Origin of the sequence: Stappia sp. BW2 (assembly GCF_008107695.1) — a bacterium.
Taxonomy (GTDB): Bacteria; Pseudomonadota; Alphaproteobacteria; order Rhizobiales; family Stappiaceae; genus Roseibium.
In genome coordinates this window covers 172,789-191,331 of sequence record NZ_VIRG01000053.1, presented here as the reverse complement: position 1 = coordinate 191,331, position 18,543 = coordinate 172,789, and the positions used below count along the sequence as shown (strand labels likewise).

General features: G+C 60.0%; 14 protein-coding genes. 7 read left to right on the top strand and 7 right to left on the bottom strand.

The annotated features are described in order from the left end of the window. Positions 1–167 precede the first annotated feature (167 nt). The gene (locus tag FMN63_RS05165; RefSeq protein ID WP_148582885.1) at positions 168–854 is read right to left on the bottom strand and encodes a DUF2270 domain-containing protein; all 687 of its coding nucleotides are present in this window, start codon (positions 852–854) and stop codon (positions 168–170) included. 403 nt (positions 855–1,257) lie between these two features. Here FMN63_RS05165 and FMN63_RS05160 point away from each other — a divergent pair, with 403 nt between their 5' ends. Beyond that, positions 1,258–2,196 carry an MliC family protein gene (locus FMN63_RS05160; RefSeq protein WP_148582884.1) on the top strand — a complete coding sequence of 313 codons (939 nt, stop codon included), beginning with the start codon at positions 1,258–1,260 and terminating at the stop codon, positions 2,194–2,196. A 44-nt stretch (positions 2,197–2,240) separates the two neighbouring features. Here FMN63_RS05160 and FMN63_RS05155 read toward each other — a convergent pair whose 3' ends face one another. Then, complete coding sequence (locus FMN63_RS05155; RefSeq protein ID WP_162854992.1) at positions 2,241–4,715, bottom strand: Tex family protein; 2,475 nt, start codon at positions 4,713–4,715, stop codon at positions 2,241–2,243. Between the two features lie 458 nt (positions 4,716–5,173). Between FMN63_RS05155 and FMN63_RS05150 the strand changes: the two genes are divergently transcribed. Beyond that, positions 5,174–5,770, top strand: coding sequence for a TetR/AcrR family transcriptional regulator (locus FMN63_RS05150; protein WP_286192549.1), 597 nt, complete (start codon positions 5,174–5,176; stop codon positions 5,768–5,770). Here FMN63_RS05150 and FMN63_RS05145 read toward each other — a convergent pair. Then, on the bottom strand, positions 5,754–6,875 hold the full coding sequence (locus FMN63_RS05145) for an ATP-dependent DNA helicase (protein ID WP_148582881.1): 1,122 nt from the start codon (positions 6,873–6,875) through the stop codon (positions 5,754–5,756). The genes FMN63_RS05150 and FMN63_RS05145 overlap by 17 nt on opposite strands. Before the next feature lie 343 nt (positions 6,876–7,218). Next, complete coding sequence (locus FMN63_RS05140; RefSeq protein ID WP_148582880.1) at positions 7,219–8,541, bottom strand: NAD(P)/FAD-dependent oxidoreductase; 1,323 nt, start codon at positions 8,539–8,541, stop codon at positions 7,219–7,221. Between the two features lie 285 nt (positions 8,542–8,826). On the opposite strand from FMN63_RS05140, the gene FMN63_RS05135 reads away from it, so the two are divergent. Both FMN63_RS05135 and FMN63_RS05130 read left to right on the top strand, forming a co-directional pair. After that, on the top strand, positions 8,827–9,762 hold the full coding sequence (locus FMN63_RS05135) for a fatty acid desaturase (protein ID WP_148582879.1): 936 nt from the start codon (positions 8,827–8,829) through the stop codon (positions 9,760–9,762). Next, positions 9,759–10,586, top strand: coding sequence for a phosphate/phosphite/phosphonate ABC transporter substrate-binding protein (locus FMN63_RS05130; RefSeq protein ID WP_209000947.1), 828 nt, complete (start codon positions 9,759–9,761; stop codon positions 10,584–10,586). The genes FMN63_RS05135 and FMN63_RS05130 overlap by 4 nt, the downstream gene beginning before the upstream one ends. 78 nt (positions 10,587–10,664) lie before the next feature. Here FMN63_RS05130 and FMN63_RS29805 read toward each other — a convergent pair whose 3' ends face one another. Further along, positions 10,665–10,793, bottom strand: a complete 129-nt coding sequence (locus tag FMN63_RS29805; protein ID WP_286192545.1) for a hypothetical protein — start codon at positions 10,791–10,793, stop codon at positions 10,665–10,667. A 168-nt stretch (positions 10,794–10,961) separates the two neighbouring features. Here FMN63_RS29805 and FMN63_RS05125 point away from each other — a divergent pair, with 168 nt between their 5' ends. Both FMN63_RS05125 and FMN63_RS05120 read left to right on the top strand, forming a co-directional pair. Next, a complete protein-coding gene (locus tag FMN63_RS05125) occupies positions 10,962–11,864 on the top strand; it encodes a LysR family transcriptional regulator (RefSeq protein ID WP_148582878.1) in 903 nt (300 codons plus the stop codon). A gap of 122 nt (positions 11,865–11,986) precedes the next feature. After that, complete coding sequence (locus FMN63_RS05120) at positions 11,987–12,295, top strand: hypothetical protein (protein WP_148582877.1); 309 nt, start codon at positions 11,987–11,989, stop codon at positions 12,293–12,295. A 969-nt stretch (positions 12,296–13,264) separates the two neighbouring features. Here the strand turns inward: FMN63_RS05120 and FMN63_RS05115 are convergent. Both FMN63_RS05115 and FMN63_RS05110 read right to left on the bottom strand, forming a co-directional pair. Beyond that, positions 13,265–15,700 (bottom strand): GcvT family protein, encoded by a 2,436-nt coding sequence (locus FMN63_RS05115; RefSeq protein ID WP_148582876.1) that lies wholly within the window; start codon positions 15,698–15,700, stop codon positions 13,265–13,267. 66 nt (positions 15,701–15,766) lie between these two features. Beyond that, positions 15,767–17,344, bottom strand: coding sequence for a trimethylamine methyltransferase family protein (locus FMN63_RS05110; protein WP_148582875.1), 1,578 nt, complete (start codon positions 17,342–17,344; stop codon positions 15,767–15,769). A 226-nt stretch (positions 17,345–17,570) separates the two neighbouring features. Here FMN63_RS05110 and FMN63_RS05105 point away from each other — a divergent pair, with 226 nt between their 5' ends. Beyond that, complete coding sequence (locus FMN63_RS05105; protein ID WP_148582874.1) at positions 17,571–18,488, top strand: phosphotransferase; 918 nt, start codon at positions 17,571–17,573, stop codon at positions 18,486–18,488. The last annotated feature ends 55 nt before the right edge of the window (positions 18,489–18,543 follow it).

Here is an 18,543-nt window from a genome sequence, read left to right as displayed (position 1 = left end):
GTTCGGCAAACACTGCCCGCAATGCCGGGGGAGGTTGTTTGCAAATGGGCACTGACGGGTGCCCGACAGGTCAGGACATAAAATCTCCGCTTTGAATGGGATGTCCCCTATCACACACGGCAGCCCCGGGAAAACAGAACGGGGCGTCTGCCCCAACCTTTCCTCCGTCAGATCGCCTGCATGGGAGAGTGGCGTTTTTCCCGGTGGAGCTTGTCCAGTCGATAGGTCACGATGGCAAACACTACCCAGCTTGTATGAAACACAAGGCCTGCCAGTATGACTGCCCATCCAGGGATTGGGCCGATGGCAGCCCGGTGAAACACATCGGCAAGGCTGCTCAACGGCACGGGATGAATGGCCAGTTTGCCGTAGTAGGCGACTGCCTGGATCGCCAGGATCCAGGAATAATTGCTGCGCAGCCGCCGCCCTGCCGCCCTGACGAGAGAGATGTGATAATGCGGCATCTCATAGTCGTCGGCCAGCATGGTGGCCCAGCCCCCCTGCATCGGAACCTTCCGTCCGGCCAGAATGGGGGCGTAAAAGTCAGTCTCCATCAGCCGCGCCCGGGCGCGAAACATGTTGTAGTAGCGATAGCGGCGGGCTTCAAAAATCAGAAACACGGTCACCAGCAGGCCGACCAGCACCATGGGCAGGGGCGAGGCATCCTTGTTGGAAAATGTCGCCGACAGGGCGATGCCAGTGGTGACTACGGCCCAGTTGGTGGTGTTGTCGAGGCGCGTGCGCCAATGGGTGCTGCGAAACACCTCGGCGCGGTAAAGGTGCGCAAGCGCGGCGAGCGTACCGGACTCCATGTCCTGCTTCGGCCATTCTCTTTGGGCGTCTTCCTCCGTCATGCCCTCAGCCTCGCATTTGGGGGTTTCGAAAGCTTAAAGCCTCAGAAATGAAGGGTCGAGGTCTGTCAATATTGCCAAGTAAAATCAGCCTGACTTTGTATTTGTAAACACAGGCAAAGCCACCATTTGTTTGCAAGGCGCCCAATCGGTTGTCTTAAGAAATCAAATGGATTTTCGAGATGAAATTTCTACCTGCCAAGAGAAGTGTTGTCGGGTTGGCTGCCCTTGTCTCAGGCACGCGATTTCGACATGCCGCTGCCATGTGAGCCATTTGCGCGCATGCGGAGGCGGATCGAGGTTTCATTTCCCGTTTATATAACCTAACGTCACTCGATAAGTTCAGTGGTTCCTGGCGACCAAGCCGCATTTCAACTGAAGAAGTTTCAATAGAACAGGGTTTTTGATGAACAGGTTTTCATCTTGTCTCTTGCTGGCAGCCATTGTTTTGCCGGCGAATTTCGCTTTCGCCTCACCGGATGTCGACTTTCCGCAGAACGGGGCATCCTACGGTGGCAAGGTTCGCAGTGGGCCGGGTATGCAGTACGGGCAGAGCGGCAGTCTCTTTCAGGGAGATCCGATTTTGATCCTGTCCGGAACCGGGGTCATGATGAATGGGTACGAATGGTTCCAGATCAGGTACCGGAACGGGCAGACGGGCTATCACTGGGGTGGGTTGTTCTGCTCGGAACGTCCCTATCCCGGGATCTATGAGGTCTGCGCAGGTCGCCCTCAGGTCCAAAATCCCGTACCGCAGCAACCTACGGGTCAACCATCAACAGCTTCCGGCGTGAACGGCAGAAATGTGGGTGTCGTCCGGCATTCCGGTGGCTCATTCACACACGTCGGGAATGGCCAGTGGCAGGAAGCAGACGTCTACGGCACGGTGAATTTCAACTTTCAGGAATTCGGCCGGGACGAGTGGTCGGTGTATCTCCATGACTCCTCGCGGAATGTGACGCTGCAACTGGATCTCTATCGGCGCATGATCCTTTACGCACAAGGGGATGCCCCACGGTCTGACCTTTACGCCATCACGGACGCCTTTCCGATGCGTGGCCAACAGCCGGTATCAGGCGGCAACGTGGCTCAGCCGGTTGGCGGAGACACGGTCACTGTCCAATACACGTGCACCGAAGGATTGCCGATGACGGTCACCTACGTGAGAAGTGGCAACGGATACGTGACCTATACGTTTGACGGTTCTCCACCGAGACGGTTGGAGCAGGTTGTCTCCGGTTCAGGGGCACGTTACTCGGATGGAAGTTATACGATCCACAGCAAGGGTCCGGACCTTGTCCATGAAGCGCCCTATGGAAGCGACACCTGTCGTCAGAACCAATAGTGAGCTGATCCAGCGGCGCGTATAAACACCGCTGGATCAGGAGATTATTTCTTCTTGTTCATGGCTGCGGCGAGGGCCGCGGCCAACGCGTTGTTCCCGCTGTCTCCGCCAGAGGATTTCGGGCTACCGCCGCCACGCGGGCCATTTCCGCGCGGGCCGTTGCCACCGCCGGGACCTTTTCCGCCGGGGCCTCTGCCTGACGGGCCACCCCGATGCTGACCACCGCGATCCTGGCCGCCCCTGTCCTGGCCGCCGCGCTCGCGCTGGCCCTGATAATCGGCCTGGGACTTCATGGTCATGGAGATGCGCTTGCGCGGAACATCCACTTCCAGGATCGTCACTTTCACGATGTCCCCGGCCTTCACGACCTTGTGGGGATCGTCGACGAAACGGTCGGCCAACTGGGAGACATGTACCAGCCCGTCCTGGTGGACGCCGACATCGACGAAGGCACCGAAGTTGGTCACGTTGGTCACCGTGCCTTCCAGTTTCATGCCGGGTTTCAGGTCGGATATTTCCTCGATGCCGTCCTGAAGGGTGGCGGTCTTGAATTCCGGTCGCGGGTCGCGGCCCGGCTTTTCCAGTTCTGCCAGGATATCCTTCACGGTCGGCAAGCCGAACTTCTCGTCGGTGAATTCAGACGGTTCGAGGCCCTTAAGCAGGGAGGCGTCACCCATGATCTGGCGCAGGTCGCGGCCACAGGCCTTCACGATCCGTTTGGCCAGCGGGTAGGCTTCCGGATGAACGGAGGAGGCGTCCAGCGGCTCCTTGCCTTCGTTGATGCGCAGGAAGCCGGCACAGAGTTCAAAGGCCTTGGCGCCGAGGCGCGGCACCTCCTTGAGCTGCTTCCGGTTGTCGAACCGGCCGATGGCTTCACGGTGCTCGACAACAGCCTTCGCCAGACTGTCCGACAGGCCGGAAATGCGCGACAGAAGGGCAGGCGAAGCGGTGTTGAGATCGACGCCGACAGCATTCACCGCATCTTCAACAACCGCATCCAGCGCACGGGCCAGCTTGGTCTGGTTGACGTCATGCTGATACTGACCGACGCCGATGGATTTCGGTTCGATCTTCACCAGTTCGGCCAGCGGGTCCTGCAGACGGCGGGCGATAGAGGCCGCGCCGCGCAGGGAAACGTCGACGTCGGGCATTTCCTTTGCCGCCAGTTCCGAGGCCGAGTAGACCGAAGCGCCAGCCTCGTTGACGATGACCTTGACCGGGCGCTGGGCAGCTGGAATGTCCGCCAGAACGTCACCCGCCAGCTTGTCGGTTTCACGGCTGGCCGTGCCGTTGCCGATGGCAATCAGACCGACCTTGTGTTTGGCGATCAGGGCAAGCAGGGCGGCGCGGGAGCCGGAGACATCATTGCGCGGCTGGAACGGATAGATGGTGGCCGTGTCGACCAGTTTGCCCGTCGCATCGACAACAGCAACCTTCACGCCGGTCCGGATGCCCGGATCGAGGCCGAGCGTCGTTCTGGAGCCGGCTGGGGCTGCCAGCAGCAGATCCTTCAGGTTGCGGGCAAACACCTGGATGGCCTCTTCTTCCGCCTTGTCGCGCAGAACACCCATCAGGTCGAGTTCCAGGTGCAGGGCGAGCTTCACCTTCCAGGCGAAACGGGCCGCTTCCATCAGCCATTTGTCGGCGGCCCGGCCCCGGTCGGCGATGCCATAGGTGTCGGCAACCATCTTCACGGCCGGCAGGACGGGGGAGACGTCGTCCGCATCGACTGTCAGGTCGACGGACAGGATGCCTTCGTTGCGGCCGCGGAACAGCGCGAGGGCACGGTGGCTGGGGATCTTCGACCATTTTTCGGAGTAGTCGAAGTAGTCGGCGAATTTCGCCCCCTTTTCCGCCATGCCGTCGATGAGTTTCGATTGAACGACCCCGCGTTCCTCGACATGGCGGCGCAAGCGGCCGACCAGTTCGGCATTTTCGGCAAAGCGCTCCATCAGGATCTGGCGTGCTCCGTCAAGCGCCGCCTTGGTGTCGGCAACGCCCTTGCCTTCATCGACATAAGCGGCCGCTTCGGCTTCGGGGTCGCGAGACGCATCGCCCAAAAGCGTGTCCGCCAGAGGTTCCAGACCGGCTTCGCGGGCAATCTGCGCCTTGGTGCGGCGCTTTTTCTTGAACGGCAGGTAGATGTCCTCAAGCTGGGACTTGGTATCGGCTGCCTGGATGCTGGCGGCAAGATCGTCGGTGAGCTTGCCCTGCTCCTCGATGGATTTGGTGATGGCGGTGCGCCGGTCTTCCATCTCGCGCAGATAGATCAGTCGTTCTTCCAGCTTGCGAAGCTGGGTGTCATCGAGCCCGCCTGTGGCTTCCTTACGGTAACGGGCGATGAAAGGCACCGTGGAACCTTCGTCCAGCATCTGGACGGCGGCATTCACCTGGCCGGCCTTGCAGCCGATCTCATCCGCGATCCTCTGCGCGATACGCAGGGCGGTCTGAGCGCTCTGGGCGGATTGGGCAGCCTTGGAAGAGGGCGCCGCCGGGTCGGTAATCGTTACGCTTGCCATTTGCGAAAGGTACTTTCCGTCGAAAAAACTGAGCCGCAGACGATAAGCTCCCACAATCGGGCGGAAAAGGGACAAGAGGGCTCCGTCCACTGTGAAATGGCGGGATCAGGTCATTAGGGAAGCGACTGGATACTCCGTCTTGCCTCAAAGGAAATTTGGCTGCCAGGCAGGCATTGCAATGAGATACAATTCATATACACTCCTAGGTTGAGTTCTAGGCAATTGCTGTACGAATTGCAGGAAATTGCGTATTCTACGTTAGAAACGAGCAGGTATTTTTGCACAAGATATCGTGGTTGGTTGGCGGCGCGCGCACTGTTGCAAGAGCGTATTACCTGCCGGTGCTCGGGTTTCTCGAGCTTTTATAACCAGATAACACGGTTTGTTATGAGGAGTGCAGACCGATGGCACGCGGACGGCCAAGAAAAGTAAATACCAAAGACGCTCTTCATTCCGTGATGATCGCTTTTTGGCAAAACGGCTACACCGGAACGTCGATGACCGATCTTGCCGAAGCTTCGGGCATGGCCAAACCGGGCCTGTACGCCGCATTTGGAGATAAGGAAGCGCTGTTTGAAAAAGCGCTGATGCACTATTTCGAGACCTATGGCGGGCCGGTTTTCGACAAATTGAAACGGGCCGAAAAACACTTCGTACAGGACTTTCGGGAGTTCCTCGGCGCAATCGCCGATCTGACGCTGGACAAGGAAACGCCTGCGGGATGCTTTCTGGTCAATGCCCTTGTCGATTGCACCTACGGCGCGCAGCGGCATCAGGAGGTTGTCCTGAACCTGCGGGCTGCCCGGTTCCATGCCATCAGGGATCGGCTCCTGAAGGCGGTTGCAGCCGGCGAGTTATCCGAAGGTACGGATATTGACCGTATGGCAACCTTCATCGACGGACAGTTTTCGGCGATTGCCCTGCTCGGGCGCAGCGGTAGCAGCGAGGCCGATCTGAAAACCTTTGTCGAAACAGGTCTTCAGGCCCTTCCCGGAACCGGTGGCATGCAGGAGTTTTCCGGCGTCCCGGGAAACGCGCCTATCTTACAACAGTGATCTGCTCGGCAGCGCGGGTGACGGCCGTATAGAGCCAGCGGCTCTTGTGCTCTCGAAAAGCCCAGCTTTCATCAAACAGCACCACATTGTCCCACTGCGAGCCCTGGGCCTTGTGCACGGTCAGGGCATAGCCGTAGTCGAATTCGTCCGCCTTGCGCCGGATGGCATAGGGAATGCTTTCCGCGCCGTCTTCGAACATGGCCGGCAACACCTTCACCTTGACGGCGTTTCTCGCGAGTTCGTCCTCGGACACGACGTCGAACCGCAACGTGTTGCCACGGGGCTGCCGGAGGCGTTTCACAGTCCACAGACCGCCATTCAGAAGCCCTTTGGTCTTGTCGTTCCGCAGGCACACCAGCTTGTCGCCGACAGCGGGCATGGGGGTGGAGAAATCCTTGAGCTCGCGAATGCGGGCGTTATAGAGTCTGCGCGTCTTGTTGGTGCCGACCAGCACCTGATCGGCGGCAAGAATCTGGTCCTTGTCGATGTCGCGCCGGTGGATCACCCGGCTTTCGCCAAAGGTGCCGTAGTCGAGCTGGCCGCCGTCGCGAATGGTCATCGACATGCGAACGATGGGATTGTCCTGCGCCTGCCGGTGAACCTCGGTCAGCATCATATCGGGTTCGGCTTCCGTGAAAAAACCGCCGCCCTTCACCGGGGGCAACTGCGCCGGGTCGCCGAGCACCAGAACAGGCGTGCCGAAGGACAGGAGATCCTTTCCCAGGTCTTCGTCCACCATGGAGCATTCGTCGATGACGATCAGGCTTGCTGTCGCGGCCTGGCTGTCTCTCTTGATGGCGAACTGCGGACCAGTGTCGTCTTCGTCGTCGTCGTTATCTTCTTCTTCCTTGGCCGAGCGTGGACGGTAGATCAGCGAATGGATCGTCCCCGCATCCTCGCAGCCTTTCTGGCGCAGCACATGCGCAGCCTTACCGGTGAAGGCACCAAAACAGACATCGCCATCGATGCCTTCCGCCAGATGCCGGGCAAGTGTTGTCTTGCCCGTGCCGGCAAAGCCAAACAGGCGGAACACCTGCCGGTCGCCACGCTTCAGCCAGGCAGCGGCTTCTTTCAGGGCTTCGTCTTGTTGTGGGGACCAGGCCACGGAAATGCTCCTTCAGGATCAGACCCGGTTGCTTACCCCGAAACGGGCGATTCGACCACGGCGGAAATCGACAGGTTTGTCTCCTGGCGGATTTGCTTGTGGTTCGAGAGTTCAGGTGTGGTGCCGGCTGTTGGAGCGCATCTGCCGGACTTTCACCTCAGTCACAAGAAAACTTGCCTCAACCCCCACCTCATTCTGAGGAGGACCTTCAGGTCCGTCTCGAAGAATGGGCTGCAGGCGACGGAGCAATTGGCCCATCCTTCGAGACGCGTACGTTCGTACGCTCCTCAGGATGAGGTTGATTGGGATGAGTGGCCTGAGTGAGGTTTGATAATCGGAAACTCTACCCCAACACCGAGAATGAACTTTCCTTCGTCAGCGCGCGCTTGCGGGAGAATGTGGCCGTGTTGAGCGTGTGGGCGACATGCTGCAGCTTGAATTGCAGTGGCTGGGCGTCGTGGTCGTTGCCGGCTTCGCAGTAGCCGATCAGGTCGGCCATCAGGCGTCCGGCAACGGTTGCGTTCTTGAACTGGTTGCCGCTGGTGCCGATGGCCAGGTAATAGCCGTCGACGTCGGTCCGGTCGTAGACCGGCAGCCAGTCGTCCGTGGCGTCATAGAGCGCTGCCACGCCAACCGGGTGCTGGGAGACGCCCAGTTCCGGAACGCGCTGGGAGTAGCGGTAAGCATAGGTGAGGCCGCGGTCGGTGAGGTCCATGGCAAAATCGTCAGGATCTTCTTCAAGATGCGGATCGCAGGTCGGGTTCTGGCTGCCGATCATCAACTGGCCGCCACCGCCCGGTTTGACGTAGACCGAGATGTCGTTGTCGGAAACAATCAGGCCTTCGCGGGAGTATTTGAGGCTTTCCGGCGGAGCGATCTGGACCACTTCCTGGCGCAGCGGACGATGGCCGATCCTGAGCCCGGTTTCCCCTTCGAGAAGCAGATTCACCTTGCCGGAATGCGGACCGGCCACATTGATGACGATCCCTGCCGGAAGGTGTTCTCCGCTTTCACAAACCACGCCGGTAACACGGTTGTTCTCCACGGGGATCTTGACGATTTTGGTCTTGAAGCGGAACTGGGCGCCAAGCTTCGCAGCCGCGTCCTTCAGATTGCGGGCGGCAATCTGCGGATCGTCGATATAACCGCTTGCCGGAAAGAAGACACCGCCCTGAAGCGCGCCGCCGGTCGGCATGCCGAAGTCGTCGTCTGCCATGGTCTTGGCCGGGGCGAAGCAATTCAGATTGTAGCCTGGAAGTTCCTGCGTGATGCGGTCAGCCGACCAGTGCTCATAGGGGATGCCAAGCGCATCGGCATGTTCCAGAACATGTTTCTGGTAGTTATCGGACGCCGTTTTCATCACCAGGGTTCCGGTTTCGATGAAATGGGCCAGAGCACCGGCGTCTTCGGCCCCCAGATAGTCCTGCCAGTTCTTCCAGTCGTGATAGCCTTCAAGGGCCATGGCGGTGCCATCGCGTGTGGAATAATAGGTGCGGACCACCGCGGCAGAGCTGGAGGTGGAGCCATAGCCGGCGGCCGGTAACGCGTCGACATTCAGCGTCTTGTAGCCCTTGCGCGTAAGCGACAGGGCAATCGCGCAGCCGATAATGCCGGCGCCGATGATAATCACGTCATGATGGTTCGGCGTTTCGTTCGGTGTTGGCATGACTGTCCTTCCTTCCGGCGTTTCGTCCAGAACAGAGGACAGCCGCTTTCTTGTCTAGCAGCAAAACCGCCAATTGATGTTCCGAACCGGTCATCCAGTTTGCCGGAAAGGCAACAATCTCTTTTGGAAAATCATCATATGTTTATAATTAAGAACATGATGATGAATTTGAGAAATAACGTAGAATTTGTTCCCAAGTCTCAAATTGTTCTGACGATACCCAGCGCGCACAGTTGAGTTGTTCGATTCGGTTTGCGCCGATTTTTCAAACATTTGGAGATTTCCTTGCCGCGCGCGACATTCTGCGAGTGGCCGACACTGGCCCTTGTTCTGGCCACCTCGTTGGCCTGGGTTTTGGTGATCGGGTTCTATTCCGAGCTTGGTCCTTTGGTGGTCTGCCCCCTGGGGGCGATCCTGGTCACTCTGCAATCCTCTTTGCAGCATGAGGTGCTGCACGGACACCCAACGCGCAGGCCAGGGCTCAACGAGGCCCTTGTCTACTGTTCCTTCGGCCTGTGCGTGCCGTATCGCCGCTTCAAGTCTCTTCACCTTCGCCATCACAACAACGACCGGCTGACGGACCCCTATGACGACCCGGAAAGCTTCTATCTTGCCTGGGCTGACTGGCAGAAGCTCCCGCGTCCGATCCAACTGGTGCTGACGATCAACAACACGCTGATCGGCAGGTTGCTGATCGGTCCGGCGGTTTCCGTGACCGGTTTCGTCGGGGCGGAAATCCGGATGATGCTGGCGGGGGACAGGGCGGTCATGCGGGCCTGGGCGCATCATGCCGCCGGTCTGGTGCCGGTGGTCGCCTTTGTCACTCTGGTCGGCGGCATGCCGTTCTGGCTTTACGCCCTCGGTGTCGCCTATCCGGGGATGAGCCTCTTGATGCTGCGCACCTATGCGGAGCACCGGGCGCATGAGAAGGCCGAAGCGCGATCCATCATCGTCGAGTTCTGCCCGGTGTTCTCGCTGCTGTTTTTGAACAATAATCTCCATGTCGTTCACCATGCCAACCCGCGCGCGCCCTGGTATCGTCTGCCGTCGCTTTATCGGGCTGCGCGAACCCAATGGCACGAGCGGAACGGCGGCTATGTCTTTTCCAGCTACTTCCAGTTGGCCAGACAATATCTTTTCAAGGTGAAGGAGCCCGTCGTGCACCCGATCAAACACAAGGAAACAAGCGCCTTTCCCGTCGCGGAAAAGGCGGTGTCTTGAGCGAGCGTTCTTTTCTCGCAGTCCGGCTGCCGATGTATGACTGGCCGGAAGTGCGCGACGCGACGCGGGATCTTGAAGGTGCGCTTCAGAACGCGCTTTGCCGTGCATTGAATCTTACCGAGCACAACATCCGGCCCTGGCCGGAGGGGAAGAGCCTTGTGGAGGCCTGGACAGATCCGGAACTTCTCCTGTCGCAAACCTGCGGCTACCCGTTGACCCATGCGCTTTCAGGCAAGGTCAGGCTGGTTGGGACGCCGCATTATGATGCCGAAGGATGTGATGGCCCGCGCTATTGCAGCCAGCTTATCGTCAAGCGCGACAGCGCCCATCAGACCCTGGAAGACTTGCGCGGAAAGCGGGCGGTCTTCAACGGTCCGGACAGTCAGTCGGGCATGAACGCCTTTCGTCATGCGGTGGCGCAGATTGAAAACGGCGGATGCTTCTTTTCAGATGTGAGTGAGAGCGGCAGCCATCTGGCATCGTTGAAGGCTGTTGCAGACGGCAAGGCCGACATTGCCTCCATCGACGCAATCTGCTGGGATCTGTCTTGCCGGGAGGTGCCAGAATTGGCAGCGCAAGTTCGCCCGCTAGCACGAACCGCATCCGCACCGGGATTGCCGCTGATCACGTCCCGCCGCTTCAGCGATGCGGAACACGGCGGTATTGCCGAGGCCGTTGCCGAGGTGTTCACCGCACCTGAAACGCAAAAAAGCCGCGAACGCCTTGGCATTCACGGCTTTTCAAAACTGTCTGCGGACGATTATTCGGTGATCTTGCACATGGAAGCCGAGGCAACCGAACGCGGCTATCCCGAGCTGGCTTGACGCTGGTTTCCGATACCTGGGACCGATGCCTGATTGCCGGCCTTTGGCCGACAAACGACACTCAATCCGATCGTCAGATCAGCGTGTCTTCGGCTTCTGGGCTTCGCGCTGTTGCAGGGCTCGGTTCATGCGAGCCAGTTCTGCCGGGGAGAGTCCATGGACGACACCCATGAGAGTAGCGCCGAGGGCTTGTGCGAGATAGGTCATGGCGTTGCCAATCCTGAGTTGGTTCGGTTGTATCAAGAAAGCGCGGGCCACTGCCTGAAGACGAGGCCGCTTGCTTGCTGTATGGGCGGGTCTTGCGGTTCAATCAATCGAATAGTATTCATCCATTCGTTCAAAAAAATTGATCTGAAGCACCGGAATACCAACGCTATGGAAAAGCTGCCCGGCAGCGGCATGCCACTTATCGACCTGGACCTTTACCGGACCTTTCTGGTGATTGCAGAAACGTCAAGTTTTTCAAAGGCTTCCGAGCTTGTAGGGCGCACGCCTTCGGCAGTGTCAATGCAGATCAAAAAACTTGAAACGATGCTCGGTGTCGCGGTTTTTGCACGCGAAGGGCGCACAGTACGTATGACTCCGGAGGGCGAGGCTTTGCTGGGATATGCCCGGCGAATCCTGATGCTGAACGAGGAAGCTGTCTCCCTGTTTCTATCTCCAGAGGTGGAAGGTGAGGTGCGGTTCGGGGCGCCGTCGGATTTCGGCACAAGGTTTCTGCCCAACATCCTGTCGCGCTTTGCGCGCTCCCACCCCGGTGTGAATGTGGATGTGCATCTGGAAGGCAGTCCGATGCTGGATGAGAAGGTGAAAAAAGGAGAGCTGGACCTGGCGCTCTTTACCGCCCGTCCAGGCACTGCGCTGGCGCGGGGCGGGGAAATCGTCTTTACCGAGCCTCTGGTCTGGGTGGGGCTGGAAGGCGGTATCGCCTACGAGCGCGATCCGCTGCCGCTTGCCGTTTCCACGCCCGGGTGCCCCTGGCGCAGGGCCGCACGGGTTGCGCTGGACGATGCCCAGAAGCCCTATCGTGTGTCCTACACAAGCTTTCACAGCGCCGGTCAGGAAGCCGCGCTGCTGGCAGACCTTGCGGTAGCTCCCTTTCCGGCAAGCGTTGTTGAAGCCCCCTTGATGGCGCTGGACGAACGGCATGGCCTGCCGGAGATCGGCGACTACCACATCCTTATGGCCGAGCGAGCCCACGCGGGAAAGGCCACACACGCTTTTGCCAAACATGTCGCCGATAGCTTCAAGGATCTCAGCCACGGCGTCTCTGCCTGACGGTCGTCGCGTGCGTTAACCATAAATGCCGTTTTACGGGACAAACCCGCAGAAGCTCTGGCGCAAAAGTTAACGAGCGGTTACGATTCATGGTAAATGAAGCGTTAACAGCGAGACGTGTCATGCATTCTTTCTGCAAAACCCTGCTGGCCGCGGCCGGCATGAGCATCGCCCTTGGGGCCGCGGCACAGGCCGAAAGCGGCACGACGCGCATTGTCCATGACGAACCCTACGGCGCCATCGTCACCAAGGAAGCCGGTGTGCTGGTCTTCCGCGGCCTGCCGCCGACCCGCAAGGTGATCGTCAATCCGGGCGGCAAGACGCCGCTGGAACTGAAGCAGACCGAAGTGACCGAAACCAACGTGATGATGTTCGCCAACCAGAGCGACTACGCGCGGGCGCTCGGTGCGAAAATCATTCGGCTGAAGTAAACGTCGAGAGCCGGTCTGTGAGTGTGGTCTGTTAGGCTCGTCCCGTCGGTTTGCCGCTGCCACACGACAGGTCTGCACCATCCCCTGAAAGCCTCATCCTGAAGAGGGCTGGAAGCCCGACTCCAAGGATGGACCAATTGCACTGGCGCTTGCCGCCCATCCTTCGAGACGGCGCTTCGCACCTCCTCAGGATGAGGTCGTGGGGGGCGGAATTCAGATTGGGATGAGGAAAGGACGGCGCGCATCCTTGTCGGGTGAGGGTGTTCCCGGTTTTAGCCTGTTGAACCGTTAGGCTTGTGACACGCAGGTTCTGAGCGAGCGATGGACCGGTTGATCCGAGCGTTCCTGCCCGCAACCCATCTTCGGACACTCGATACTCCCTATCCAAGACCTCCGCCTCATCCTGAGGAGCGCGCTTGCGCGCGTCTCGAAGGACAGGCCGCTTGCTCTGGAGGTCGCCACCTATCCTTATCTGTTGAGATTGTCTTCGAGACGGCGCTTCGCACCTCCTCAGGATGAGGTCGCGGGGAGCGGAATTCAGATTGGGATGAGGAAAGGACGGCGCGCATCCTTGTCGGGTGAGCGTGTTCCCGGTTTTAGCCTGTTGAACCGTTAGGCTTGTGATACGCAGGTTCTGAGCGAGCGATGGACCGGTTTATCCGAGCGATCCTGCCGGAAATCCATCTTCCGACACTCGATAGTCCCAATCCAAGACCACCGCCTCAGCCTCATCCTGAGGAGCGCGCTTGCGCGCGTCTCGACGGATGGGCCGCTTGCTTCGGAGGTCGCCGCCTATCCTTCGATATGGCGCAATGCGCCTCCACGCGATGAGATCGTGAGGACGAGGCTCAGGACGTGTTTGGATAGCCCCCAGCACGCAAATCAATGACAGACTTCAGCCTGTGTTCCGGCAGGAGTTACCCCGGGGCGGAGTGAGGCAGGGCAGGGTTGCCCGGCCAGACCAAGCGCTCACATGCGCATGCGTTCGGCTTTCGGGTCGAACAGCGGTTCGCTGATGATGATGGCCTTGCGGCGCTCGCCGAGGATTTCGATCTCGAAAGCACTTTCCTGTGTGTTTGTTGCCAGGTCCGCCGGAATATACCCTTGGGCAAGGGATTTGCGCAGGTAATGGGCATAGCCGCCGGAAGTCACCCAGCCGATCACCTTGCCGTCGTGCCAGACAGGCTCATCGCCCATGACGTCGGCGTCCGAAGCGTCGACCACGAAGCTGACGCGCAGGCGCTTCGGTCCTTCGTCGAATTCCTTCTGGGCTGCGTCCTTGCCGATGAAAGCGTCCTTGGACAGTTTCACGAAACGGCCGAGATCGGCTTCGAATGGACCGTAGATCGGGCGGAATTCGCGGAACCAGGTGCCGAAGTTCTTTTCCAGCCTGAGACAGAGCAGAGCGCGCATGCCGAAGTTGACGATGTTGAATTCGGCCCCTGCCGTCATCAGGGCATCATAGACCTGGCGTTGATACTCCGGTGCCATCCAGATCTCGTAGCCGAGGTCGCCCGTGTAGGTGATGCGGTTGACCTTGCAGGGCGCATTGGCGACGTCCATTTCGCGGAAGTCCATGAAGCGGAAGGCTTCGCCCGAGACATCCTCGCCGGTAACCTTCTCAAGAACCTTGCGTGAATTCGGGCCGGCGATGGACAGACCAACCCAGCCGAGATTGATCGCACGGATCGTCACCGAGCCATCCTCGGGTAGGTGTTTCTCGAACCAGCGCATGTGATAGATCTCTGCCTGGGACGAGCCCCACATGTAGAACGTCTGCTCGCTGGCCCGGGCGATGGTGAAGTCACCGATCAGCTTGCCGTTCTCGTTCAGCATCGGCGTCAGAACGATGCGGCCGATCTTCGGCATGGTGTTGGTCATCAAAAGCGACAGGAAGCTTTCCGCGCCTGACCCGGTAATCTCATATTTGGCGAAGTTGGCGGTTTCGGTCACGCCGACACTCTCGCGCACGGCGCGGCACTCGGCACCGATGTGCTCAAAATCGTTGGAGCGGTGATAGGAAACGACGTCGCTGGCTTCCACGCCATCCGGAGCGAACCACAGCGGGGTTTCCAGGCCCCAGCTGTCGCCCATGACGGCGCCTTGCGCCAGCATCCTGTCGTAAAGCGGTGTGGTCTGGTGCGGGCGTCCTGCGGGCAGCTCCTCGTTCGGGAACCGGATCCGGAACCGGCGGCGGTAGTTCTCCTGCACCTTGGCATTGGTATAGGAGAGCGTTGCCCAGGTGCCATAGCGGGCAACATCCATGCCCCAGATGTCGTAGCCGGGGTCGCCGTTGATCATCCAGTTGGCCAGCGTCAGGCCGACACCGCCGCCCTGGCTGAACCCGGCCATGACACCACAGGCGACCCAGTAGTTCCGCAGGCCGCGCACAGGGCCGACCAGCGGGTTACCGTCCGGGGCGAAGGTGAAGGGGCCGTTGATGATCTGCTTGATGCCGGCTTTCTGCAGGGCTGGGAAATGCTCGAAGCCGACTTCCAGTTCAGGCGCGATCCGGTCGAGATCCGGCGCCAGCAGTTCATGGCCGAAGTCCCAGGGGGTCTGGCGCGGGCTCCACGGGCGGCAGTTCTGCTCATAGGTGCCGAGCAGCACGCCCTTGCCTTCCTGGCGGGTGTAGATCTCGCCGCCGAAATCCAGCACGCCGATCAGTTCCTTGCCGGTGGCTTCGTTGTGGGACGTCACTTCCTCCATTTCATCGGTCAGGAGGTACATGTGTTCCATGGCGAGCACCGGTAACTCCAAACCGACCATGCGGCCGCATTCGCGCGCCCACAGGCCACCGGCGTTGACCACATGTTCGGCATGGATGGTGCCCTTGTTGGTGATGACATCCCAGGTGCCATCCGGCGTTTGCACCAGGTCTTCCACTTTGGTGTGGCGCAGGACGGTCGCGCCATTGATGCGGGCGGCCTTGGCATAGGCATGGGTGGTGCCGGAGGGGTCGAGATGGCCTTCGATCGGGTCCCAGAGCGCGCCGATGAAGTGTTTCTCGTCCAGAAGTGGGAACATCTTCTTGGCTTCGGCTACGGAAATCAGCTCCAGATCCATGCCGAGATAGCGTCCTTTGGCCTGGGCAAGACGCAGGAAGTCCATGCGCTCGGGCGTGTCGGCCAGCATGACGCCGCCGGTCAGATGCAGGCTGCAGGACTGGCCCGAGATTTCCTCCAGCTCCTTGTAGAGATCGACGGTGTAGCTCTGCAGCTGGGCAACGTTTGGGTCGCCGTTGAGGGTGTGAAAACCGCCGGCCGCGTGCCAGGACGACCCGGAAGTCAGTTCGTCACGTTCGATTAGCGTCACGTCTTTCCAGCCGAGCTTGGTCAGGTGATACAGAACGCTGCAGCCGACAACGCCACCGCCAACGACAACAACCTGAGTGTGGGTATTCATGCAATCTGCTCCGGAAGCGCCTGCTCTTGCACGGCAGGCCGTGTTCAATCGTTGGACATGAAATGATCAGAAGTCGGTGGGGGCGCCGCCCTCGGCCTTTCGCCTTTCGACAAAGGCAGTGATTTCCTCGTCGATGGCGGGATCGAGCGGCGGTGGCTCGTAGGCTTCCAGAGCCTTCTTGTAGAGCCTGTTCGCCTTGTCGTAGGCGGTCGGACTGCCGGCTTCTGCCCAGGTCTCGTAATTGCGCCAGTCGGAAACGATGGGGGCGTAGAAAGCGTCCTTGTAGCGGTCCTGGGTGTGCTGGGTGCCGAAGAAGTGTCCCGCAGGCCCGACCTCGCGGATCGCATCGACCGCGAGGGCGGCTTCGGAGACGTCAAGCGGCGTCAGGTATTCGGCGATCTTCTGCAGCAGGTCGATGTCGGTGATGAATTTCTCGAACCCGGCGCTCAATCCGCCTTCCAGCCAGCCGGCGGCATGTTTGATGATATGGGCACCGCCATTGATCGCGCCCCATTCCGACAGGGTGGTTTCCAGCGCCGCCTGATAGTCGACGGTGTTGGCGGCGCAAACACCTGACGAGCGGTAGGGAAGATGGTAACGCCGGGCAAGCTGGCCGCCGACGATTGCCGCTTTCATGTATTCCGGTGTGCCGAAGGCGGGCGCGCCGGATTTCATGTCGACGTTGGAGGTAAAGCCGCCATAGACCACTGGTGCGCCTGCCCGGACAAGCTGGGCGAAGGCGATCCCGGCAAGAGCTTCTGCGTTCTGCAAGGTCAGTGCACCGGCCACTGTTACGGGCGCCATGGCTCCGGCGAGGGTGAAGGGCGTGACGATGGAGACCTGGCCGGCCCTGGCCATTTCGATCAGGCCCTGCAGCATCGGCGTGTCGAGCCGCAGCGGCGAGGAGGTGTTGATGACCGTTGCCACGCATGGGGTCTCGACGAATTCCTCCCGCGTGAGGCCATAGCCGATCCGGGTCAGCTCCAGTCCGTCTAGGTTGCGCTCCTTGCCCAGAGAATAGATGTGATAGACCTTGTCGGTCAGCCGCAGCATGTCGGCAACGCAGTCGAGATGGCGCACCGAGGCGTGGATATCGACCGGTTCGACCGGATAACCCATGATGCAGTGAATGATGTTGAAGAACTGCGACAGCTTCAGGAAGTTGCGGTAGTCCTCCTGGTTGCCAGGGCGGCGGCCATGGTCGCGGTCGACGGCGTTGGGCGCGCTGGCAACGCAGGAAAAGGCAAGGGCATCGCCGCCCACGTGCAGATCATGCGCCCGGTTGCGGGCGCGGATCGTGAATTCGGCCGGCGCCTTTGAAACAAGCTCTTCCACCATCGCACGGTCCATGCGCACACGGTCCGCACCCGGCGTGATGTCGGCCCCGGCGTCTTTCAGGATCTGTCTGGCTTCCTCGTGCAGGAAGTCGATCCCGATCTCTTCCAGAACGCGCATGGATGCGTCGTGGATCGCCTCCAGTTCGTCAGCGGAGACGGCTTCCAGTGGCTTGAAGATATGCCGGGGCTGCTTGAACGGCTTTTGCGGGAAGAGATCCGGTCCGGCCTTGTCGCCGCCCCTGCGCCGCCGCCCACGCCGTGCCGGGGTCGTCTCGGCAAGCGGGGCCGTTTCGATGTCATGCGTCATGTCGTCCGCCCCTGTTCCTGAAAGCCGGAGTGCGGTCCGGTGCCATTCCATCCGACGTTACTTGAGACGGCGCTTTCGGCGGGCGGTCTCAGAACGACGGCCAGTGCTACAACTCCGACATCGGCGTCCGGTGTCTGGCTCATCAGCCCTTGCGGATCAAACGGGGCTTGACGCAAAGGGCCTTCACGGCGATCAGAACAAGGAGATTTTTTGAAGGGACCCCTTCGTGCACCTGTCGCTGTCGGATACAGACCTTCTGGCCTATTTGAAAACGCTGCTGCCGGTGAAGGACTGGGCGGCGGCGCGGCTGCGGCCGTTGCCGGTTGCCTATACCTCTCGGTTCTGGCGCCTCGACACGCCGGGGCGAAGCTACGTCATCAAGGAGTTTTTTCCCGAAAACGAGGACAACCCGCTTTATCCGACCTTGCCGCGTCAGGAGGCTGATGCCCTTGCCGTGTTGTTCCGCCATCGCCTTTCGCCGGAACTGGAAGCTTTCACCAGCAGCCCGGCGAATACACCGCTCTTGATCTATGGCTATCCGACCCCGGTCGACAATGAGATCGATGTCGGCGAGGCGGCTGAACTGATTGGGCGGTTTGCCGCATTAGGCGAACCGATTGCGGGACACCAGACCTTTCCGGCCGGGTATCATGAAGTGCTGGCGCGGGGCGATGCCATGCTGGCGCTCATTCCCGATAGCCGCAAGGCAGCCAACCTGAAACGCCTGCGCCCTGCCGACGCGGCGGTCGAAAAACGCGAGATCAAGCGGTCGCTCGTTCATCGCAGTTTTTGTCTCGGCACGATCCTGGCGACAGGAGACGGTGCGCGGCTGATCGACTGGCAATTTGCCGGTCTTGGCGATCCGGTGGAGGATATCGCCTGTTTCGTCTCGCCCGGTCTTGCAACGCTCTATGGCCTTCATCCGCTGGTTGCCCATGCAGAAGAAATGTTTCTGATGCGCTACCCGGTTCAGGAGACGGTCGAGCATTTCCTGAAGGAACGCAGCGCCTATCACTGGTGCCTGGCGGCCTATTGCCTGTTCCGGCATGAAACCCTGATGCATTCCAACGCTCCGGCTGCACGCGCCTATGGCCGTGCGCTGGAAGAGGAAGTCGACCTGCTGTTGCGTTTGCGCGGACGATGACGCGCGTTCGCAGCGCTTGTAATCAATCTGTCATGGGAGAGCGCTAACGGGAGGC